15 protein-coding genes are annotated in these 22,147 nt (G+C 51.7%); 1 reads left to right on the forward strand and 14 read right to left on the reverse strand.

The window, feature by feature from the left end; translation table 11 throughout:
* Nucleotides 1-22: 22 nt before the first annotated feature.
* The 10 genes from ilvA to pta form a co-directional block, all read right to left on the reverse strand.
* Nucleotides 23-1,234 carry a threonine ammonia-lyase gene (gene ilvA, locus QOX44_RS11045; RefSeq protein WP_283683321.1) on the reverse strand — a complete coding sequence of 404 codons (1,212 nt, stop codon included), beginning with the start codon at nt 1,232-1,234 and terminating at the stop codon, nt 23-25.
* A gap of 94 nt (nt 1,235-1,328) precedes the next feature.
* Nucleotides 1,329-2,261 (reverse strand): signal recognition particle-docking protein FtsY, encoded by a 933-nt coding sequence (gene ftsY / locus QOX44_RS11050; protein ID WP_283683203.1) that lies wholly within the window; start codon nt 2,259-2,261, stop codon nt 1,329-1,331.
* Between the two features lie 22 nt (nt 2,262-2,283).
* Entirely contained in the window at nt 2,284-5,844 is a 3,561-nt protein-coding gene (gene smc, locus QOX44_RS11055) for a chromosome segregation protein SMC (protein WP_283683204.1), read from the reverse strand.
* On the reverse strand, nt 5,835-6,542 hold the full coding sequence (gene rnc / locus QOX44_RS11060) for a ribonuclease III (RefSeq protein WP_283683205.1): 708 nt from the start codon (nt 6,540-6,542) through the stop codon (nt 5,835-5,837). Before rnc ends, smc begins: the two co-directional genes overlap by 10 nt.
* Before the next feature lie 71 nt (nt 6,543-6,613).
* Nucleotides 6,614-6,844: an acyl carrier protein gene (acpP, locus tag QOX44_RS11065; protein WP_283683206.1), complete on the reverse strand. Its 231-nt coding sequence runs from the start codon at nt 6,842-6,844 to the stop codon at nt 6,614-6,616.
* A 27-nt stretch (nt 6,845-6,871) separates the two neighbouring features.
* A complete protein-coding gene (plsX, locus tag QOX44_RS11070; RefSeq protein WP_283683207.1) occupies nt 6,872-7,909 on the reverse strand; it encodes a phosphate acyltransferase PlsX in 1,038 nt (345 codons plus the stop codon).
* Nucleotides 7,910-8,049: 140 nt separating this feature from the next.
* Nucleotides 8,050-8,229 carry a 50S ribosomal protein L32 gene (rpmF, locus tag QOX44_RS11075; protein ID WP_283683208.1) on the reverse strand — a complete coding sequence of 60 codons (180 nt, stop codon included), beginning with the start codon at nt 8,227-8,229 and terminating at the stop codon, nt 8,050-8,052.
* Nucleotides 8,230-8,232: 3 nt separating this feature from the next.
* Entirely contained in the window at nt 8,233-8,724 is a 492-nt protein-coding gene (locus QOX44_RS11080) for a YceD family protein (RefSeq protein WP_283683209.1), read from the reverse strand.
* A 196-nt stretch (nt 8,725-8,920) separates the two neighbouring features.
* Nucleotides 8,921-10,111 carry an acetate kinase gene (locus QOX44_RS11085; protein ID WP_283683210.1) on the reverse strand — a complete coding sequence of 397 codons (1,191 nt, stop codon included), beginning with the start codon at nt 10,109-10,111 and terminating at the stop codon, nt 8,921-8,923.
* Nucleotides 10,112-10,164: 53 nt separating this feature from the next.
* Entirely contained in the window at nt 10,165-11,166 is a 1,002-nt protein-coding gene (pta, locus tag QOX44_RS11090) for a phosphate acetyltransferase (RefSeq protein ID WP_283683211.1), read from the reverse strand.
* Between the two features lie 201 nt (nt 11,167-11,367).
* Between pta and QOX44_RS11095 the strand changes: the two genes are divergently transcribed.
* Entirely contained in the window at nt 11,368-12,645 is a 1,278-nt protein-coding gene (locus QOX44_RS11095) for a tRNA(Met) cytidine acetate ligase (protein ID WP_283683213.1), read from the forward strand.
* Nucleotides 12,646-12,728: 83 nt separating this feature from the next.
* Here QOX44_RS11095 and QOX44_RS11100 read toward each other — a convergent pair whose 3' ends face one another.
* From QOX44_RS11100 to QOX44_RS11115, 4 genes are all read right to left on the reverse strand, one after another.
* A complete protein-coding gene (locus tag QOX44_RS11100) occupies nt 12,729-14,180 on the reverse strand; it encodes an NlpC/P60 family protein (protein WP_283683214.1) in 1,452 nt (483 codons plus the stop codon).
* 141 nt (nt 14,181-14,321) lie between these two features.
* Nucleotides 14,322-16,751, reverse strand: coding sequence for a beta-mannosidase (locus QOX44_RS11105; protein WP_283683215.1), 2,430 nt, complete (start codon nt 16,749-16,751; stop codon nt 14,322-14,324).
* 8 nt (nt 16,752-16,759) lie between these two features.
* Complete coding sequence (locus tag QOX44_RS11110) at nt 16,760-19,033, reverse strand: glycoside hydrolase family 3 N-terminal domain-containing protein (RefSeq protein WP_283683216.1); 2,274 nt, start codon at nt 19,031-19,033, stop codon at nt 16,760-16,762.
* A gap of 2 nt (nt 19,034-19,035) precedes the next feature.
* The gene (locus tag QOX44_RS11115) at nt 19,036-22,134 is read right to left on the reverse strand and encodes an alpha-mannosidase (protein ID WP_283683217.1); all 3,099 of its coding nucleotides are present in this window, start codon (nt 22,132-22,134) and stop codon (nt 19,036-19,038) included.
* Between the last annotated feature and the right edge of the window lie 13 nt (nt 22,135-22,147).

A 22,147-nucleotide genomic window follows, 5' to 3' on the forward strand; every position in this document is an offset into this window, starting at 1 on the left:
GCAGTAAATGACCGAAAATCACCTACAGACTTGTCACCTTCAGCACCGGAGAATAGCCCTGCTCCTCCAATGCCTTGATGATCTTCTTTTTATGATCCGTCCCAAACGCCTCAAGCGTAATGCGAAGCTCTACCGCCGCATTGCGGTTTGTGCTTACGAACTGATTGTGGTCAAGCTTGATCACATTTCCCTGCTGCTCTGCGATCACAGACGCTACACGCACCAGCTCGCCCGGACGGTCCGGAAGCAGGACAGATATTGTGAAAATACGGTCGCGCTGGATCAGCCCGTGCTGCACAACAGACGCCATTGTGATCACGTCCATATTGCCGCCGCTTAAAACAGAAACAATCTTTTTGTTTTTAACATCCAGATGCTTTAATGCTGCCACAGTCAGCAGGCCGGAATTCTCGACCACCATTTTATGGTTCTCTACCATATCAAGAAAGGCAACGATCAGCTCATCATCCTCTATCGTGATGATATCATCTATATTTTTCTGGAAATACGGGAAGATATTTGCTCCCGGAGTTTTGACCGCCGTACCGTCTGCGATCGTATTTGCGCCCGGAAGTGTCACCACATGGCCGGCCTCCAGTGACGCTTTCATACAGGCGGCTCCGGCAGGCTCCACACCTATGATCCTGATCTTGGGGTTCAGCAGCTTTGCAAGTGTCGATACTCCGGTCGCCAGCCCGCCGCCGCCGACTGGTACAAGGATATAATCCACAAGCGGAAGCTCCTTGATGATCTCCATCGCGATCGTTCCCTGTCCCGTAGCCACCGCCAGATCATCAAACGGATGGATAAATGTATAACCGTGCTCTTCTGCCAGTCTGTATGCGTGCTCGCACGCTTCATCGTACACTTCCCCGTGCAGCACGACCTCTGCACCGTAGCTTTTTGTACGGTTGACCTTGATCAGAGGCGTCGTCGCCGGCATCACAATGACTGCTTTGCAGCCGTATGCCTTTGCCGCGTACGCCACCCCCTGCGCATGATTGCCGGCGGAAGCTGTGATCAGCCCCTTTGCCCGCTCCTCCGGCGTAAGCGTACTGATCTTGTAGTATGCCCCGCGGATCTTATACGCACCCGTTACCTGCATATTCTCTGCCTTCAGATAGACTTTATTGCCCGTCTGCGCACTGAAGTATTCGCTGTAGATCAGCTTTGTCTCCTGCGCTGCCTGCTTCACACACTCAGAAGCCTCCTCAAACGCCTCCAGGGTAAGCATCTTCTCCGTTTCCATCGTTTTGTCTCCTCCCATTCCTCATGTCGCACGTACATGCATCGCTGTGCTGTCACACCATTTGGGACTGCAATAAGCGTTACGCTTCTTTTACATCAAACAGTGCATTTACAAACTCGTCTGCGTTAAACTTCTGCAGGTCATCAATCGTCTCCCCGACTCCGATGTATTTTACCGGAATACCAAGCTCCGAATGGATCGCAACCGCGATACCGCCCTTTGCCGTGCCATCCAGCTTTGTCAATATGATCCCTGTAATATCTGCTACCTCTTTAAACTCTCTGGCCTGGGAAAGGGCATTCTGCCCTGTCGTGCCATCCAGCACAACGAGCGTCTCACGAAATGCCTCAGGATATTCCCGGTCAATGATCCGGTTGATCTTGCCAAGCTCGCTCATCAGATTTTTCTTGTTGTGCAGCCGTCCTGCAGTATCACACAGGAGGACGTCCGCATGACGCGCTTTTGCCGCCGCGATCGCATCGTATACAACAGAGGCCGGGTCAGAGCCCTCCTGACCGCCGATAATATCGACGCCTGCACGGTTTGCCCACTCAGTCAGCTGCTCTCCTGCCGCTGCACGGAAGGTATCCGCAGCTGCCAGTACGACCTTTTTCCCCTGATCCTTTAATTTCCCTGCCAGCTTTCCGACGCTCGTCGTCTTGCCGACGCCGTTTACTCCGATCACCAGCACGACAGACTTCCGGTTCTCAAACTCGTACGCTGTCTCCCCGACATTCATCTCACTTTTAATACTCTCAATCAGAAGCTTTTTGCATTCTGCCGGATCCTTGATATTTTGTTCCTTTACCTTTGCTCTGAGATTCGAAATGATGGAAGTAGTCGCGTTGATGCCAATGTCTCCCATTACCAGAATTTCTTCAATCTCATCATAAAAATCATCATCTATACTGGAAAATCCGCTGAAGATCGCGTCAATCCCCGATACGATGTTATCTCTCGTCTTCGTAAGCCCTGCTACGAGACGCTTAAAAAAGCCTTTCTTTTCCTCCATACCATCTCACTCCCTATTTCTGTCATCCATCCAGGTCATTTTCTATCAGATTTACTGAGACGAGAGCAGACACACCCTTTTCCTGCATGGTAATGCCATACAGCCGGTCCGCCGCTGTCATCGTCCCTCTCCTATGTGTAATAATAATAAATTGTGTGTTTTTTGTCAACTTATGAAGATAGCCTGCATACCGGTCTACGTTGCTCTCGTCGAGCGCTGCTTCAATCTCATCGAGCAGACAAAACGGAGACGGTTTTAAATTCTGTATGGCAAAAAGCAAAGCGATCGCAGTCAGAGATTTTTCTCCACCGGACATCTGCATCATGTTTTGCAGCTTCTTTCCCGGCGGCTGCGCGATAATGCGGATCCCTGCGTCAAGAATGTCTTCTTCCTCCACAAGCTGCAGCTCGCCCTTTCCGCCTCCGAAAAGCTCCTTAAATGCCTTATCGAATTCCGTCTGGATGCGTGCAAACTGTTCCTGGAACTGTATGCGCATACCGTTGTCAAGCTCCTCTATGATCTTCAGCAGCGCCTCCTCGGCCTTTTGCAGATCTTCATGCTGGCCCGACAGGAACGTATGGCGCTCGGACAGTTCCTTATAGTCCTCGATCGCATTGACATTGACATTTCCAAGCCCGCGTATCTCGCCCTTTAAGGAGGAGATCATCTTCCTGAGCGCCGCTGCTCCTGTAAATTCTTCCTCCCGCAGCTCCTTGGCAGCGCCGTATGTGAGCGCATACTCTTCCCACATATAGTTGATCTGCTGCTCCTTCTGCTCATTCATCTTTTCAAGCTGTGCATTTAAGCGGAAGTTTTCGCGGTCCAGAAGACCCATCTGTTCCGAGAGTTCTTCCCGTGTAGCAAAAAACTGCTTATGCACCGCACCCTTTTCTTCTTTTTCTTTTGCGAGGCGTTCAATCTCCTCCTCAAGGGCGCCCTCTGCCTGTGCAGCTTCCTGCAGACTCTCCTGTATCTTTACGATCTGCTCCTTTCGGTCTGATACACTTCTGGCTGCTTCTTCTACCTCCAGCTCATACCGCTTTTTTTCCTCCAGAAGCGCGCTGCGCTCCTGCGCGATACGGGAAAGCGTCTGCTTCTGAAACTCCTCCTGCTGCGAAATCACAGAGAGCTGCAGACGCACCTGCTCCATCGCATTCATCGCCTGGCGTTCTTCCTCGCGCTTTGTGTCCAGCTCCTTTTGCTGTCCGAGGATCTCCTGCTGGGTCGCTTTTTCCATCTCCTCTGAGCTTCCAAGCTCTTCTTCCTCGCGCTTTTTACTGTCTTTGATCTGAGCGAGCTGCTGTTCCAGCTCTCCGGATTCTGACTGCAGCTTTTTATAGCCCTGCTCCGTCGTACCGTGCTTTTCATTTAACTCATTCAGACGCATCTTCGCGGTATTCTGCGCCAGATATTCACTCTGAAGCTGATCTTTCAGCCTCACGATCTCATCGCGCAGCCCGTTCCTCTGCGCACGGCTCTCATCGATCGCCTGCTGCAGCTGTTTCAGTACAGCTTCCCGTTTTGCTGTCTGCTGCTCCAGCTCTTCGATCTCCCGGCGGCGTCCAAGCAGATTGCTGGAATTGCGGAACGCACCTCCGCTCATCGCACCTCCCGGATTTAACAGCTCTCCGTCCTTCGTCACGATGCGCAGCGACTGATGGTACTTACGCGCCAGCGCGATCGCATGATCAATATGGTCCACAACAACCGTCTTTCCAAGCAGGAACTGAACCAGCTGCGCATACTTCGCATCTGCGCTCACCAGCGTGCTTGCCAGCCCTATGACGCCTGGCTGCGCAAGTGCCTGCGGATTAGAAAAGCTTCCTTTTCCACTGATACCGGACAGCGGAAGAAATGTCGCGCGCCCATACCGGTTCTTCTTCAGGAATTCGATCTGACGCTTTGCTGTCTCCTCCGTATCTGTAACGATGTTCTGGATACTGCCGCCCAGAGCAGTCTCCACCGCCACCTCATATGCCTTTTCTACTTTTATAATATCAGCTACAACGCCAAGTATTCCTTTTTCCCTCGATTTTTGTTCCATGACACGCCGGATACTGTTGCCGTAGCCGTCATAGCGCTCTGCGATATTCCTCAGAGACTCCAGCCTTGAAGCTTCTCTGTGGTATTCCGTCTGCTCCTGCTCCATCTGGCGGTTGTATTCATAGAGCTTTTGCTGTGCCACGGAAAGTTCCTCATTTGCACAGTCGCTGCGCTCACTCAGCGCATTGATCCGTTTTGTGACAGCCTCATATTCCCCGGAAATCTCCTGGTAGACGGCCTCGTGCTGCGCGCTTTCCGTTTTTAACTGCAGCGCTTCTTTTGACAGCTGTGCCCTGCGGATCTGTGCCTGCTCAAGCATGGTGTCATAGCGCTGCATCCGCGCCTTCACCGTAGCGCGCTGATTTAGCAGACTGATAATGCTGCTCTTTCCTTCCTCAATGCCCTGCTCCAGCTGCCTGATCTGTGCTTTTATCGCATCCGCTGCTTCTGCTGCCTCCTGCTCCTTTTCCTGCATCTGCAAAAGCTGTGCATGCAGATTCGCAAGCGTCTCTCCTGCCTCTTCCTTCTGTGCGTCATGCTCCTCGATCTGCCTGCACAGAGCCTTAATGCGTGCTCTTAGATGCTCATCGCTCGTCCTTGCCGTATTAATCTGTTCTCCAAGCAGCTCGATCTGATTTTCAAACTGCTGTCTGCGCAGCCTGCCCTGCGAAACCTCGTCCCGTCTGTCCTGAAATCTGGCATTCAGCGCTTCGATCTGCGCCTCAAGCGCCGCATACTCTTCCTTCGCTTTCTCGTACTTCTCTTTTGTCTGTGCAAGCTGCTCTCCGGTCAGCTCCTGCTTCTTTGCTGTCTCGGCAAGCTCTTTTCCCAGACGTTCAAATTCGAGCAAAAAGAGATTTACATCATACCGCTTCAGCTCGTCTCTTTTTTGCAGGTAAACCTTCGCCGTCTGCGCCTGCCTCTCCAGGGGGCCAAGCTGTCGTGTCAGCTCGCTCAAAATATCATTCACGCGCACAAGATTCTGACGTTCCGCCTCCAGCTTCTTCTGAGCCGTATTCTTGCGGCGCTTGAATTTTACAATGCCGGCAGCCTCATCAAAGAGTTCGCGGCGCTCCTCCGGCTTACCGCTTAAAATCTTGTCGATCTGTCCCTGTCCGATAATCGAATATCCTTCTTTTCCGATACCCGTATCATAGAACATCTCATTGATATCTTTCAGGCGCACCTGTGTCCCATTGATCAGATATTCACTCTCGCCTGAGCGATATACGCGCCTCGTCACGGTCACCTCGTCATAAGAAACCGGAAGACGGTGATCTGAATTATCGAGTGTGATAGACACCGACGCATATCCAAGTGGTTTGCGCGTCTGCGTACCTGCAAAAATAATATCCTGCATGCTCGCTCCGCGCAGCTGCTTTGCACTCTGCTCGCCGAGCACCCAGCGCACGGCATCTGCGACATTGCTCTTTCCGCTTCCATTTGGTCCAACGATCGCCGTGATCCCATTATGGAATTCAAACAGTATTTTGTTGGCAAATGATTTAAAACCGTGTACTTCTATACTTTTCAGATACATTCTGATGTTTTCCCCTTTAATCCGATGATCGCACGATAGGCAGCCTCCTGCTCCGCCGCCTTTTTCGTACCGCCCTGTCCGACTCCTGCCGCACGCGCTCCGATATATACCTCAACGGTAAAGAGCTTTGCATGATCCGGTCCCTGCTCATCTGTGATCACATACCGGATCTCATCCCCCTTAAAATCGCGCTGGACAATCTCCTGCAGGATAGTCTTGCTATCATAAAAGAGCTTTTTGTGCTCAATATCTGTCAGCACAAATTTCAGCACAAATTCTTTTGCATTAGCAAACCCACCATCCAGATAGATCGCGCCGATCAGCGCCTCCATCGCATCTGAGACGATTGAATCGCGGTAACGCCCGCCCGTATGTATCTCGCCCTTTCCAAGCAGCAGATAGCTGCCAAGATCAATCTCTCTTGCACAAAGTGCCAGCGTCGGTTCACAGACAATGCTTGCGCGCAGACGCGTCATCTTCCCCTCCGGCATATCCGGATACTCATGATATAGAAAATCACTGCTGACTACTTCCAGCACAGCGTCTCCCAGAAACTCAAGCCGTTCATTGTCATGTATTCCTTCTGTCCTGTGTTCATTTGCATAAGAGCTGTGGCACATCGCCTGCCGGATCATCCTTTTATCCCGAAAGCAGTAACCGATCTTTCTCTCCAGCTCTCTTCCATTAAACTCTCCCATTGCCGTCCTCCTTTTGATGGGCGCTGCCGCCCGCGGCTTATAAAAAGGAGGCTTTTAAAAGCCTCCCTGTATTATCCGATTGCATTTTTGATCGCTGCGGCCGCATCTCCTACAGAAACGATTTTTTCCGCCTTTTCATTCGGGATCTCAATATCAAACTCTTCTTCAATTCCCATAATGATCTGAAATACATCAAGAGAATCTGCTCCGAGATCGTCTACAAACGTAGTCTCTGGTGTGATCTCATCTGCGGCAACATTTAAAACCTCTGCGATAATACTCTGCAACTTTTCAAATTCCATAATTCAAACCCTTTCTTTTCTATATTATTATTTTTCTGTTTTATTTTCCTGATGGTCCCCGTCGACCCGGATATGCTCGAGAATCTTCTCATTGATCCGCTGCTGCTTAAACTGCACGCACTGATAAATCGAATTCTCGACCTCCTTCGCCTTTGAGCTTCCATGCGTCTTCACTACCAGCCCCTTCAGGCCAAGCAGCGGCGCTCCTCCATACTCCGTAGCGTCAAAAGACTTGAGTGTTTTCTTTAGCGCCGGTTTGACCAGAAGCGCTCCCAGCTTTGTCCGCAGGCTTCCCATCATACTTCCCTTGATCTTACTTACAAGCGTTGCTCCAACGCCTTCATACAGCTTCAGGATCACATTGCCGACAAAGGCTTCGCAGACGATCACATCACAGGCTCCGCCCGGAATATCCCTCGCCTCGATGCTGCCGGTAAAGTTCAGATCCTCACAGGCCTTCAGCAGCGGAAACGTCTCCTTGACAAGAGCATTTCCCTTTTCCTCTTCGGCTCCGATATTCACGATGCCAACGCGCGGCTTCGCGATGCCCATGACATTCTCCATATAGATCGATCCCATCCGTGCGAACTGCACAAGATGCGAGGATCTTGCGTCTACATTTGCCCCGCAGTCGATCAGCAGAGCTACCCCGTCCTTTGTCGGGATCAATGGGGCAAGAGCCGGCCGTTCGATCCCCCGGATTCTGCCGACGATCGCCTGTCCACCCACAAGAATCGCTCCTGAGCTTCCGGCAGAGACAAAGGCATCCGCCTCTCCCCGTCTGACCATCATCAGACCGACTACGATGGAAGAATCTTTCTTCGTACGGATGGCCGCCACAGGCGGTTCTGCCGTCTCGATCACCATAGACGTATGGACGATCTCGATCCGATCTGACGGGTACGTATATTTCGCAAGCTCCTTTTCAATCGCCTCCCGGTATCCGGTCAGGATGACATGGATATTCTCATGATGTATCACAGCCTGTACTGCGCCCTTTACAATCTCTTCCGGTGCATTGTCGCCGCCCATGGCGTCGACTACTACGCGAACTACGTCTTCCATTTTGTTCCTCCTACCGTGCACAATATGCCTGAAAATCCTTCCTGCATTTGCCACGCTATTACTATACTAAACATCATTCTAAAAATCAACAGAAAAATGGGCATCTTTTTCAAGATGCCCGGACGTTTCATCACAAAGGATTACTCCACTGTAATAATCTCTTTTTTGTTGTAAGTTCCGCAAGCTTTGCAGACTCTGTGCGGAAGCATCAGCTCGCCACATTTGCTGCACTTTACAAGTGTCGGAGCGCTCATTTTCCAGTTTGCTCTTCTCTTGTCTCTTCTCGCTTTGGAAGTTTTATTCTTTGGACAGATAGACATAATTTACACCTCCTTAAAATTACTGAAAATATCAAGGATTTTGGCCATTCTTGGATCTAAATCTGTTCGTTCACAATCACATGAGCCATCATTCAGATTTTGTCCACAGGTGCTGCAAAGTCCTTTGCAGTCTTCGCGGCAGAGAGTTCTCTCCGGCCAGACTAACAATGCCTCATCGTGAACAAGCTGATCCACATCCAGGTTATATCCATCAATATAATCTTTCTCATCCAAATCAGTCTCAAAATCGAACTGAATATTGATCTCTGAAGCAACCGGCTTCAGACAACGCGCACATGGAATCAATACCTCAAGCACCGCACTGCCCTTTAAGATCAGTTTTCTGTCTCCGCAATTCTCTATCTGAAGAGAAACCGGCGATCTCTGCGTGATCTCAAAATCCCCGAACCGGTAAGAAAGCTTATCCAGCCCGAGCTCGACATCCCGGTGTACGGTCTTTCCCTCAGTTAAAATTACATCAGTCAAGTCCAACAAGACATATTCCTCCTAACGCACTTTTTAAATTATACCTACCATATGTTGATTTGTCAACAGGTTTTTGTACTTTTTCTTACAACTTTTTCACATTTTTCCGTGTATTTCGCTATCTGGCGCAACACGACACGGCGGCAAGTGTCTGCCGACCTTTGCCGCCGCATATATTTTTTCTCAATGGAACTGTAAAACAGACCTATACGAGCGCTACTGTCTCGCGGCAGATCGCAAGCTCTTCGTTTGTCGGGATAACTGCAACCTTCACCTTTGAATCCGGTGTAGAGATCATCATATCCTCGCCGCGTCCCTTGTTTGCTTCTGCATCCAGTGTGATGCCCAGATAGCCAAGGTAGCCGAGTACCTTCTCACGGACAATACCTGCATTCTCGCCAATACCTGCTGTGAAAGCGATCGCATCCACACCATTCATGGCTGCCACATAGGAACCGATGTATTTTGCTACTCTGTAGCAGAATACCTCCATCGCGTTGGCTGCCATCTGGTTGCCGTTCTCCATTGCCTCCTCCAGATCGCGGAAGTCGCTGGAAAGACCGCCTGAAATGCCCTGTACACCGGACTTCTTGTTCAGTACGTTCATAACGCCTGCAATGTCAAGATTCTCTTTCTTTGCGATGAACTCCATGATAGCCGGATCAATATCACCGGAACGTGTTCCCATAACGAGACCTTCCAGCGGAGTCAGACCCATAGATGTATCTACACACTGACCGTCAAGCACTGCACTGATGGAAGCGCCGTTTCCAAGATGCGCTACGATGATCTTGGAATGGTTCAGATCAAGCCCCATAAACTCTGCCGCATGCTTGGAAACAAAGCTGTGAGATGTGCCGTGGAAGCCATAGCGTCTCACACCGTATTTCTCATAGTACTCATACGGAAGTCCGTACAGATATGCCTTTGCCGGCATAGTCTGATGGAATGCGGTGTCAAATACTGCCACCATCGGTACGCCCGGCATCAGCTCCATACATGCATGGATACCGATCAGGTTCGCCGGATTGTGGAGCGGAGCCAGATCGTTGCACTCCTCGATCGCTTTGAGCACGTCCTCATTGATCACTACAGAGCTTGCAAACTTCTCGCCGCCATGTACGACTCTGTGTCCGACTGCGTTGACTTCAGAAAGATCGCCGATCGCACCCGTCTTGTCATTGACAAGAGCATCGAGTACCATCTGGATAGCCTCTTTGTGTGTCGGCATTGCCGCCTCTGTCACTTCCTTATCACAGCCTGCCTTCTGGTAGGTCAGTCTGCCGTCGATCCCGATCCTCTCGCACAGACCTTTTGCCAGTACCGCCTCGGACTCTGAATTGATTAACTGGTATTTCAGTGATGAACTGCCACAGTTGATAACTAATACGTTCATTTTTCTGTTCCTCTTTCTATTATTTATTGCCGCTTTTATCCGCGGGAACCATCTTATTTGTCAGCTGCCTGACACTGTACTGCCGTGATAGCTACCACACCTACGATGTCATCTGCGGAGCATCCTCTGGAAAGGTCATTTACCGGCTTTGCGATACCCTGTGTGACCGGACCGTAAGCCTCTGCCTTGCCGAGTCTCTGTGTCAGCTTGTATCCGATATTTCCTGCGTCAAGGTTCGGGAATACCAGAACATTTGCCTGACCTGCCACAGTGCTGCCCGGAGCCTTGGACTTGCCTACGCTCGGAACGATCGCTGCATCAAGCTGCAGCTCGCCGTCCAGCTTGAGGTTCGGATACTGCTCTTTTGCGATCGCTGTAGCCTCTACTACCTTGTCTACCAGCGCATGCTTTGCACTGCCCTTTGTAGAGTGAGACAGCATGGCAACCTTTGCCTCCTCGCCAACGAGAAGCTCGAAGGACTCTGCGGAGGATGCTGCGATCGCTGCCAGCTCTTCCGGATTCGGATCCTGTACAAGTCCGGAATCAGCAAATACAAATGCGCCGTTTGCACCGTACTCGCAATCCGGAACGATCATCAGGAAGAATGCGGATACGAGCTTTGTACCCGGCTTTGTCTTGAGGATCTGCAGACACGGTCTGAGTGTATCTGCGGTAGAATGACATGCTCCGGATACCATACCGTCTGCATCGCCCATCTTTACCATCATAACGCCGTAGTACAGATACTGGTTCAGGAGGATCTCCTTTGCCTGCTCCGGTGTCATGCCCTTCTTGGAACGAAGCTCAACAAGCTTGTCGATATAAGCTGGTGTCTTTTCATATGTAGCCGGATCAACGATCTTTGCGCCTGTCAGGTCAAGGCCCTCGCTGCCCTTCGCCACAGCCTCCTCGCTTCCGATCAGGACAATATCAGCAATACCCTCTGCGAGGATCTTTGCTGCTGCCTCATACGTTCTGCGATCTTCCGTCTCCGGTAAAACAATCGTCTTTTTGTTTGCTTTTGCTTTTGCTTTAAGAATGTCAATAAATGCCATGATTCATGGACTCCTTTCACTTATATTTGCGTTATTTTGATTATACCCCAAATTCTTACAGCGGACAAGATGAAATTTGCGTTGCACAGGCGATTTTTGTCTGCTAAAATGAGGAATATTACTATTGTATTGAAAATAAAACAACGCTGTCCGTCCGGTCTGTACAAATGACCGAATGCCGGATGGCCGGGGAGGGGCAAAATGCGCACAGTCGGGATCATCGCAGAATACAATCCGTTTCATACCGGACATGAGTACCATATCCAGAAAGCAAAAGAGGCAGCAAACGCTGATTTTGCAGTTGTCGTGATGAGCCCCGACTATGTACAGCGCGGTGAGCCGGCCCTTTTTGACCGGCACACAAGAGCACATATGGCGCTTCTTTGCGGTGCAGATCTGGTGATCGAGCTGCCCGTCTGTTATGCCACCGGGAGCGCAGAATACTTTGCCACAGGTGCTGTCGCACTTCTGGATCATCTCGGCGTTGTCGATACGCTCTGTTTCGGAGCCGAACGCGATGACCGTGATCGCTTTGAAAAGATCGCCCGCATCCTGTTGGATGAGCCAGAGCCATACGTTGAAATGCTGCGCCGTCTTCTAAAGCAGGGCAGAACCTTCCCCGAAGCGCGAAGCAAAGCACTGGCCCTTCTGTCCGCTCCCGCCGCATCAGATCCCGACGATACCTGGACGGCTTTTCTCGCCTCCCCCAACAACATCCTCGGCATCGAATACTGCAAGGCACTAAAAAAATGCAAAAGCCGCATCACGCCGCTGCCTGTAAAACGGATCGGAAGCCAGTACAACAGCACCGTGCTTGACGGCGCATACTGCTCTGCGAGCGCGGTCCGGCAGGAAATCTGCAGCCAGCCGGACCAGACCGCAGCCGGCGTCAGACCGTACAGCAGCATTTTGCGTTATATCCCGCGAAGCTGCCAGGAGCTGTTCCTGTCTGCGCTCCCGCACCGCGTCACACCGGATGATCTGCTCCCTTTCCTTACGCAGAAGCTGCTGTCCTCAGACTCCTTCGACCAGATCCTCGACATCGGAAGTGATCTGTCCGACCGCATACGCGCGCTCCGCTATCAGCTGATCGGCCTTTCCTGGAGCGGGACAGTCGCTGCATTAAAAACCCGGCAGATCACACAGTCGCGTATACAGCGCGCGCTGCTCCACGTGATCCTCTCGATCGAAGCGCAGACCGTTGAGCAGTTCCGTCAAAACGGCGCCGTCTATTATGCAAATGTCCTCGGCTTCCGCCGGGAAGCTTCCCCGCTTTTACATGCGGTGAAAGCAAACAGTCATATTCCCCTTCTGACAAAGCCCTCACACGCGCATGTCCTTCTGTCCGGCTGCGCGCGTTCTATGTGGCAGCAGGATGTATACGCCTCCCATTTGTATCGGAGCATCCGCGCCATGCAAAGAAGAGCTGCGGCAGAACCTTTTAAAACAGTATACGAAACAAGTCCGGTCATTCTCTGAACCGGACTGCAAAAAAAGAGTGCTGTCCTTTGATCTTTTCTCGGACAACACTCTTTAGATTGATAGTATCTTCTTGTTTTAGATTAATAGTATCTTCTTGCTGCTACCGGAGTACTGTAGTCATAATTTGACGTAGTGATACCAGTTCTCGGATTGCTTGCATGGACAATCATGCCGCCTCCTGCATAGATCGCAACATGGTCAATGCCTGCGCCGCTGTCATAAAACAGAAGATCGCCCGGCTGAATGCTGCTGATATCTACAGCTGTTCCTCCGTATGACTGATCTGCCGCCGTACGCGCCAGACTGATGCCGAAGTTTGCGAATACCGACTGTGTGAAACCGGAGCAGTCCGCTCCCTCTGTCAGGCTTGTCCCGCCCCATACATAGGGATTTCCAATAAACTGCATCGCGTAATCAACGATCTGCTGACCTGTGGATGAGTCTGTGGCTTCTGTCTCGTATGTCGGCTCAGTCTCCTCATAAACCGGCTCCGTCTCTGTGTAAACCGGCTCTGTCTCAGGCGTACTCTCCTCATAGGTCATCGTGTCTGTTGTTCCGTCTGCATAGACATTCTCTCCGAGATCAGAATCATAGATAAATCCGTTATCCTCATACTCTGTCTCCTGCGGAGCTGTCTCTTCCTCGTATACCGGCTCTGTCTCCTCGTAGACTGGCTCTGTCTCTGTATAGACCGGTTCCGTCGCAGGCTCAGTCTGCACCGGAGCTTCTGTCTCGTATGTCGGCTCTGTCTGTACCGGAGCTTCTGTCTCATATGTCGGCTCGGTCTGTGCCGGAGCCTCCGTCTCATAGACCGGCTCTGTCTCTGCCGGAGCCTGTGCCCACTCATCCTCTGCGGCCTCAGTCTCTGCTGCCAGACGCGCCTGCTCCTCCTCCGGTGTCTCGGCGGTCGGATAGTACGTCTTATATTCTGCATAATCTGAGTGGATGTATCCATATACATCATTTCCAAGAGCTACCTTCATCCAGTCACCCTCAGAAGCGACCACTTCCAGCTCGTCTCCGCTGTGCGCTACCGTCACTACCTCAGCGTCCTCACCCGGCTGCATTCTGACGTTCAGCTCTTCCGGATAAACGACTGCGACATTATATGCCACCTCTTCTGCGATCGCATCTGCCTGCGCGCCTGTCGCGAAAAATTTTGCCTTTACATATCCTGTCACATTTCCGGACTGGATCTGATACCAGCTGCCATCCTGATCTGTAATGACTGCCGAATCCTTATTATAGATCTTTGCGACAATATCAGACTTTTTGCTAGAATCACTGCGGACATTGATATATTCCTCGCACTGGGCAAAGATCAGCTCGCCTACCATGTCGTCCTCCGGCTTGTCTGCCTGCTCCTGCGTCTGTGTGTCCGCCTCTGTTTCTATATCGGCGACCGTTTCTGTCGCTGCAGCAGCTTCTGCCGGATCTGTCTCCGATGCAGCAGCCTGCAGACCGCTCATCCCTGCAAACACCATACCTGTCGCAAGAAAGCATACAGAAAATCTGGTTCTCCTTTTCATCATGATTACCTCCATACCTGTCATAAAACAAACATTTGTTTCACAAATATTACAATTTTATTTCCACAAGTTACAGAAGCATCATAACAAACCTGGTTTTTTATGTCAACATTTTTATTTATCTTTTTATAGTTTTTTAATATCTCACCCGATATTATAAACGCTGCGGACGCGGATTTTCTTCGCATCGCCTGAGATGATGCGCACGCGGCGCTCCCCTGCTTCCATATCAAAATAATTGTCCGAAAGCACCCAGTCCTCGTTTTCATTCAGCAGCTCTACGCTCGCCGCATACGCCTTTGCCGTCACGACAAGCTCGTCTCCCTCCTGCTTTACGGAAAGCTTCGGGTCCTGATAACGATAGAACTTCGGCATAGAAAACAAAACGCTTCCTGAAGAGATCACTGCTCCATCCATCTCGCACTCATAGTAAACGTGGTGCTCCAGAAGATCTGCCTGAGGGAACTCCTCCCGGTCAAGCCATACGCCGGAAAGTGCAGGAACGGTAAGACTTTGCTCCTTCTCCTCTCCAATAACCGCAGAATGGCTGTCACGCAGGCTCCAGCGCACCTTCACCTGCTGCTCCTGCCTTGTCTCATTCGCCACATGCAGGCGGATACTCTTTTCGATCTCATATGGGCGGGAGTTCAGGTTCGGATTCTGGGAAAGGAGTCCTTCCTCACAGCACGAAAGCAGGACCGGCGCAAAAAATCTCTTTTCAAAATAGTGCAGCGCCTTCCATCTTCCAAAATAGTCGATCGAGGACCACGACGCCACCGGCCAGCAGTCATTCAACTGCCATACGACCGCTCCCATGCACTCGCCTCTGTTGCGCCTCCAGTGCTCCACACCGTAACGCATCGCCTGTGCCTGCAGCAGCTGTGATGCATAGACCAGATCGCAGAGCTTTTCCGGATAGCGGAAATACTGCGCCATATAAACCATCATTTTTGCATAACCGTTCTCACTTCTCTGATGCTTATCCATCACCCAGGAAAAGACATTTCGATCTTCAGGAAGCGTAAAGCTCTCGATCGTCTTCATCGCCGGGAGTGATTCAAAGCCAAACTCTGAAGCATAACGGAAATTGTGCTTGCGGTAATCCGGGAACGGCTGATAGCCATGCCATACCTTCCAGTAATGCGCGTCCCCTCTCGACTCAGAATGTGGATCATCAAAGTCTCCTCCTGAAGACGGACTGGAGGGCCAGTAAAACGCATCGGGATCCTCCCGTTTTACGATTTTCGGGATCACATAGCTGTACATTCTCGTATAGTCGCCAAGCAGATAGGGGTCTGTCGTATAGCCATCGACGATCATTCCCTCCATCTCGTTATTTCCGCACCACAGCCCGAGGCAGGCATGATGGCGGATCCTGCGGATATTCTCTGCGATCTCCTGCGAAATATTTTCCTCGAACTCCTCTGTCAGACGGTAGGTAGAGCATGCAAACATCAGATCTTCCCAGATCAGAAAGCCGTACTCATCGCACAGGTCAAAAAACCAGTCCTCCGGATACCCTGCACCGCCCCATACACGGATCGTATTGTAGTTGGCGAGCGCACACTGCTCCAGAAGCTCTTTCGTACGCTCTCTGGAGAACCTTGGAAGCAGACAGTCCTCCGGGATATAATCAGCTCCCATGGCAAAGACTGCCACACCGTTTACCTCATGCGCAAAGCTCTCGCCCCACTGATCCTTCTCAATCTTCATTCCCATTGTGCGCAGTCCGATCCTTCGCTCCCACACATCCTGCACCTGCTCTTTTACAAGCGCTTCTACGCGCACAGTATAAAGGTTCTGCTCGCCGTAGCCTCTCGGCCACCAGAGCATTGGCTCCTCAATCACAAGCGCCTCCGGCGATCCCTGCGCCTGTATGACGGTTCCGTCCGGCGCAGTCACGCTCACCTGGTACTGTACCGGCTCTCCATTTCTGCCGCGCAGCGTATCCACATCGAACGAGAGCGTCACTCGTCCATCCTCATGCTTCTGACGGATCAGCACGCCATAAATCCGTTCCTCCTCTACGCCAAGCAGCGTCACCGGACGGAAGATTCCCATATCAGGAAGCTTCGGCGCCCAGTCCCAGCCCGACATGCAGTTTGCCTTTCTCAGATAGTTAAAACCATCCAGCGTATCTGTATTGCTTGGAATAGAGCCATGTTTTCTGACCTGCTCCTCCATATAGACGATCGGAGAATGGAATGCCACCTCGAGCAGATTGTCCTTCTCCCGCACCAGCTCTTTTACTGCAAATTCCCATTCGCGGTGCATATTATATGTACTTCCAAGCAGGCTCCCGTTCAGATAAATATCGGCCAGCGTATCTACCCCGTCAAAGTGCAGCTGGATCTTCCCGCAGGAGAGGATCTGCGGCTGCACATCAAAATGACAGCGGTACGTATAATCATCTCTTGACAGCTCCATGGCTGCCTCTGCGTTATCTCTGTAATATGGGTCCTCTATCTCCCCGTGCGTAAACAGATCATGATAAACGGAAAACGGCACAGAGGTGTCAAGCGTTTTTTCTTTCCACAGCATCTCCCAGCCGTCCCGCAGTTCCTGTCTTTCCATAGTATGTCTCATCTCCTTACACATAATTCCTTTGTAATCTCTGCCTGCCACAGACTGCGCGCTCCGTCACGCACTGCGAGCACAGCCCTTCCCGGCTCCACCCTTCTTTGCATCCGGCAGTCCCATACAGCAAGGTCATCCTCCTCGATCGCAAAGCAGACGCGCCTTGCCTGGCCAGGAGCAAGCCGGTACTTTCCAAAGCGCTTCAGCTCCTCTTTGCGCGGCACGATACTGCCTCCGAGATGGCTGATAAACAGCATCGGGACAGCTGAGATCTCCCGGTCGCACGGATTGCTGATCCAAAAAGAAACTGTCCCCGCGCCGCTTTCCATCTGAAAATCAAACGCCTCATACTGCGCCTGCCCGTATCCCAGCCCAAAACCAAACGGATATGCCGCACCGGCGCTTTCGTCTGCATAGTGCATAGCTTCATATGAAATCCTGTGATTATACCAGACCGGAAGCTGACTGGCACTTCTAGGCAGCGACACAGGCAGTCTTCCGGAAGGCTCGCAAAGCCCGCAGACTGCTCTGGCAAGCGCAAGCCCGCCTGCCGGTCCCGGGTAAAAACAGTACAAAAGCGCATCCGTACGGCGTGCAATCTCAGATATCGCGTAGGGTCTTCCGGCGATCACAGCCGTCACAACCCTCCCGCAAGAAGCAAAGACGGAGTTCGCAAGCGCCAGCTGCTCCGCGGGAAGCTCCAAAGACGACAGATCCATGCCCTCGCCGCAGTCCATTTTCGTTTTCTGACCGGCGATCGCTGCGCCATTTACATCGAACTCCACTTCTCCAAAGCGGCTGGAGCTTCCGCCAAGCACAAGCACGGTCACGTCGCATCCCTTTGCCTGCTGCACCGTATCGCACACTACAACCTCCAGCCCCTCCTGCTGCGCAAACACGTGCCGAAAACCTCTTTCGATCGTCCATGCGCTCCCACTTCGCACCGGAGGCGTATAGTCGCCGAGCAGTGCATAGATATCACGGATATGCTCTCCGATCAGAGCGACCTTTCTTTTTTTCTGAGGCGATGTCTGCGCAAGCGGTAAAATCGCATCCTCATTTTTCAGAAGTATCATGGACTCCTGCGCAAGCGCAAGCGATACCGTATCACACGCGGCAGGACATCCACTGTCCGCATCCTCCTTTGCGCGCTCTTTTGCACAGCCTCCCCGGAACTTCTCATGCGTCAGATACGGCTGTTCAAACAGCCCTCTTTCAAACTTTCGCGTCAGTACGCGCAGTACCGCCTCGTCCAGCCGTTCCTGTGTCACAAGCCCCTGCGCAAACGCTTCCTCCAGGTGGGCAAACCCCTCATCCCAGAGGGATACATCAACGCCGGAGGAAAGTGCGGCTGCCCCGCACTCCTGCACGGTCCCATACAGGAATCCAAGCCGGTCCACAGCGACGCCGTCTGCCATCACGATACCGTCAAAACCCATTTCGCCACGCAGTACCTCATCCAAAAGCCACCTGTTATTATGGCAGGGGATACCATCGATCTCATTATACGCTGCCATCACACCTGCCGCGCCAGCTTCGACCGCCGCCTGCGCCGGAGGCAGATGGATCTCCCGAAGCTCGCGCTCTCCGATACGCGCGGCGCTCGCATTAACTCCTCCCGTTGTCTCGCCCTGCGCCGCAAAATGCTTTGCGACCACATCGACGCCCTCTTCCCGGTATCCGCACACGACGGCCCGGGCAAACTGCGACGCCAGATACGGATCCTCTCCAAAGCACTCCTCACAGCGTCCCCATCTCGGATCGCGCAGTACGTCAAGCATCGAGACGAGCGCAAGGTCTACGCCAAGCGCCCTCATCTCTTTTGCACATACACGGGCTCCACGCTCTGCAAGAGCGGGATTCCATGTCGCTCCGACTGCCAGATTTACCGGGAGCAGATAGCCATCAAGCGCCTGATGCCCGTGCGGGCTCTCGCTCGACATAAGCGCCGGTATCCCGAACCTGGAATGAGAGATCACGTACTCCTGTACCATATTGTACGCCTGTATCGCAAACTCTCCCACCAGACCATTCTCGTAATCTCTTCCGGACCAGGGATCGGCGCGGTACAGTCCATACAGCACGCCAAGTCCGCCAAAGCGCTCCACCTCGCGGCAAAACTCTTCCGAGAGCGAAAGTCTGTCTCCATCTCTTTTGCAGACTGTAAACCCGTAGAGCCGCTGGTTGAGCTGCCCTACCTTTTCCGTAAGTGTCAGCCGCCCCAGCAGATCTTCCGCCCTTTTCCGGGAGCAAAGCGTTCTGTCCTTATATTTTTCCATACTTATTTCAGCACCACCCTGTAGCTCTTCACCTCATACGGCCTGATCGTAAAATCGAAGCTGTCTGTGCTGTGCTTCATCGGTTCACCCTGCGGTTCCTCGATCAGATTGCATTCCTGCACACTTGCGATCGTATGTCCCATGCCAAAGGTGATCGTTGCCTGTGTCCGTGCATTCTCGTACTCGTAAGCGCGGATGATGATGCCGTTTCCATCCTCCGCCTCTTTGATCGTCTCGATCATGACATTCTTGCGGTCTGTGGATACGAAGGAAGCAGTCTTTGCAAATGCGCTTGCTTCCCTGACGTGTACCGGGAAGTTCAGGCAGTAGCCCTCATATACCGTATCGCTTTCACGCAGATTGCCGCTGTGCGGATACAGAGAATACGTAAATACGTGCTCCTCCTGATCCGCGGTCGGGTTCGGTTCAATACCGGATTTGATCAGAGTCAGCCCCATCTCGCAGTCTCTCACTGAATGACCGTATTTGCAGTCATTTAACAGGCTGACGCCGTAATGTCCCTCAGAAAGATCCATCCACTTCTGCCCGCACGACTCAAAACGCGCCATATCCCAGCTCGTGTTCGTGTGCACCTTTCTTGTCAGGTTGCCGAACTGTACATCAAACGAGGCTTCATCTGTGTGTACATCGATCGGGAAATGTACTTTCAGGAGATGCTGGTGTTCTTTCCAGTCTACCCATGTCTCGAAATCGATCCTCGGAGTATCCGCATAGAAGAAGATCTTCTGACGGATCAGAGAATTGCTGATCGATCGCTCCATCTCAAGAACTGCACACACCGGACCTATTGACGTCCATTCCATCTTCGTAAGCTGTACGGCATCCCAGCTCTTTTCTGTATAATAAATATCTACATCCCAGCAGTCATAGTGCATCGGCTTATCTTCATACATACAGAAGCGGTTGCCCTTTTTGCCCGGCTGGAGGATCTCACGGTCATTCCTCTTATCATAAATAGAGGAGAACATGCCGTTTTCATCAAAGACTACTGTATAATAAGGCGTCTCAAGCGTATTGCCCGACTGCGTAAATGGGGACTGCGCCTCACCTGCTACCACGCGGAAGGACTTAAAGCCCTTGGACGGAAGTCCTTTTACATAAGCAACTGCCTCTGCGTCCAGCGCCTGTACCGGATAGCGGCTGCCATCCTCATCCTCAAGCGCTCCGGAGATATGTGCCGGCAGACGCACCACATCATTTCGCTCAAAGCCTGCCGTATTCAGCAGTGTCACACTCTCGCCCTGTCCCGTAAGAGCTGCAAGTCTCTCGCGAAGCAGTGCGTTTCCTTCCTCTTCCAGCTGTGCATACTCCTTCTTTGTCACCTCATATACCTCATGGATACTGGATCCCGGAAGGATATCATGGAACTGGTTCAAAAGGATCACTTTCCACATCCGCTCAAGCTGCTCCGTCGGCGTCTTGATGCCCTGCAGCGCACCGAGGGTGCACAGAAGCTCCAGATCCATCATCAGCTCCTCGGATTTTCTGTTGGAACGCTTGTTGCGGGCAACAGAGGTATACGTGCCTCTGTGATACTCAAAGTACAGCTCACCCTCCCACGTCTGCAGTCTCGGATTATCCCTGACACGGTCATACAGTTCATCAAAGTATACTTTAGAAAACTCCTGGCGTACTTTCGGAATGCCGCGGATTCCTTTTTCCATACGCTTCGCCGTCTCGAGCATATCTCTGGTCGGGCCGCCGCCTCCGTCTCCGTAGCCGAACGCGATCAGGATATCATTGTTGATGTCCTTGTTCTGGTATCTGTGCCATCCTCCCATGATCGCATCCGGATGGAGCATACCATTATATGTCGTAAAGAAATCTGCCTCATCCTGTCCCACGCCAAGCGTAGTGATCAGATGCGTAAAGATCTCGGAACCGTCGATACCCTTCCACATAAACGTATCGTTTGGGATTTTGTCTACCTGATTCCAGGCAAGCTTCGTTGTCATAAAATACTCGATCCCGCTCTTTTTCATGATCTGCGGAAGCGCTCCGGAATATCCGAATACATCCGGAAGCCACAAAATCTTACTGTCCACTCCAAACTCCTCACGGAAAAACTTCTTTCCGTAAAGGAACTGACGCGTGAGCGACTCTCCTGACGTCAGGTTCGTATCTGCCTCAAGCCACATACCGCCTTCCGGCTCCCAGCGGCCTTCCTTCATGCGTTCTTTGATCCGTCCATAGACCTCTGGATAGCGTTCCTTCAAAAACTGATAAAGCTGCGGCTGGCTGGACATAAAGCGGTACTGCGGATATTCCTCCATCAGCTTGAGCACAGTCGCAAAGCTTCTTGCCACCTTCTCTCTGGTCTGAGATACGGTCCACCACCATGCAACGTCAATGTGCGTATGACCGATGCACGTAGCGATCACATCCTCACAGCCTGCCATGTCCTGATACATCGCCTTTTCGAGATACTCCTCTGCCGCATCGATGCTCCTGTAGAATTCCTCCGAGTACGGCGTGCGCAGATCCAGCATATTTATTGCATTGTTCAGCACGGTCTCGATGTCCATCCGGTTCTTGTCATCCTTTTCCATACGTGTAAACGCGCGCAGCGGAACAACCAGATCATAGTAGAGTTTCTCAACCTTCAGATCAACCTGCTGCATCTCAAAGATCATGTCAAACTCGGAATACAGCGTGCCAGTGTAGGACTGCATATCAAAAGTCCACTTCTGTCCTGCTTTCGCTTCATCTGTCATCTGCACGATCCGGTGATTCATATCAAGGCCCTGGGTAACCTCGCCATCTACAAAAAGAAGGAACTGCGGGTTTCTTGCGTCATCCCACTCATCAATCTGTGTTTTCACATGGAGACGCAGAGCCTTTCCATCGAGCTCCTGCGGCACAGTATAATCGGTCCGGAACCAGTAGTAACGATCCGGTCCGTACCATTTCATGGTCTTTGGCACAAACTCCTTCCATTCGCCGCCTTCTCTTTCCGCCTGATCCGGATAGTAGAACAGTCCTTCCTTATACTCAATCGAATCAAACGGCATTGTCTTTACTGTGATCAGCTTATTCAGTTCATCGCAGATCACCTGTATCCTCTTGTCAATATACCACATCTGTTGTCATTCC

It is taken from the genome of Parablautia sp. Marseille-Q6255 (genome assembly GCF_951230155.1).
Lineage (GTDB): Bacteria > Bacillota > Clostridia > Lachnospirales > Lachnospiraceae > Choladousia.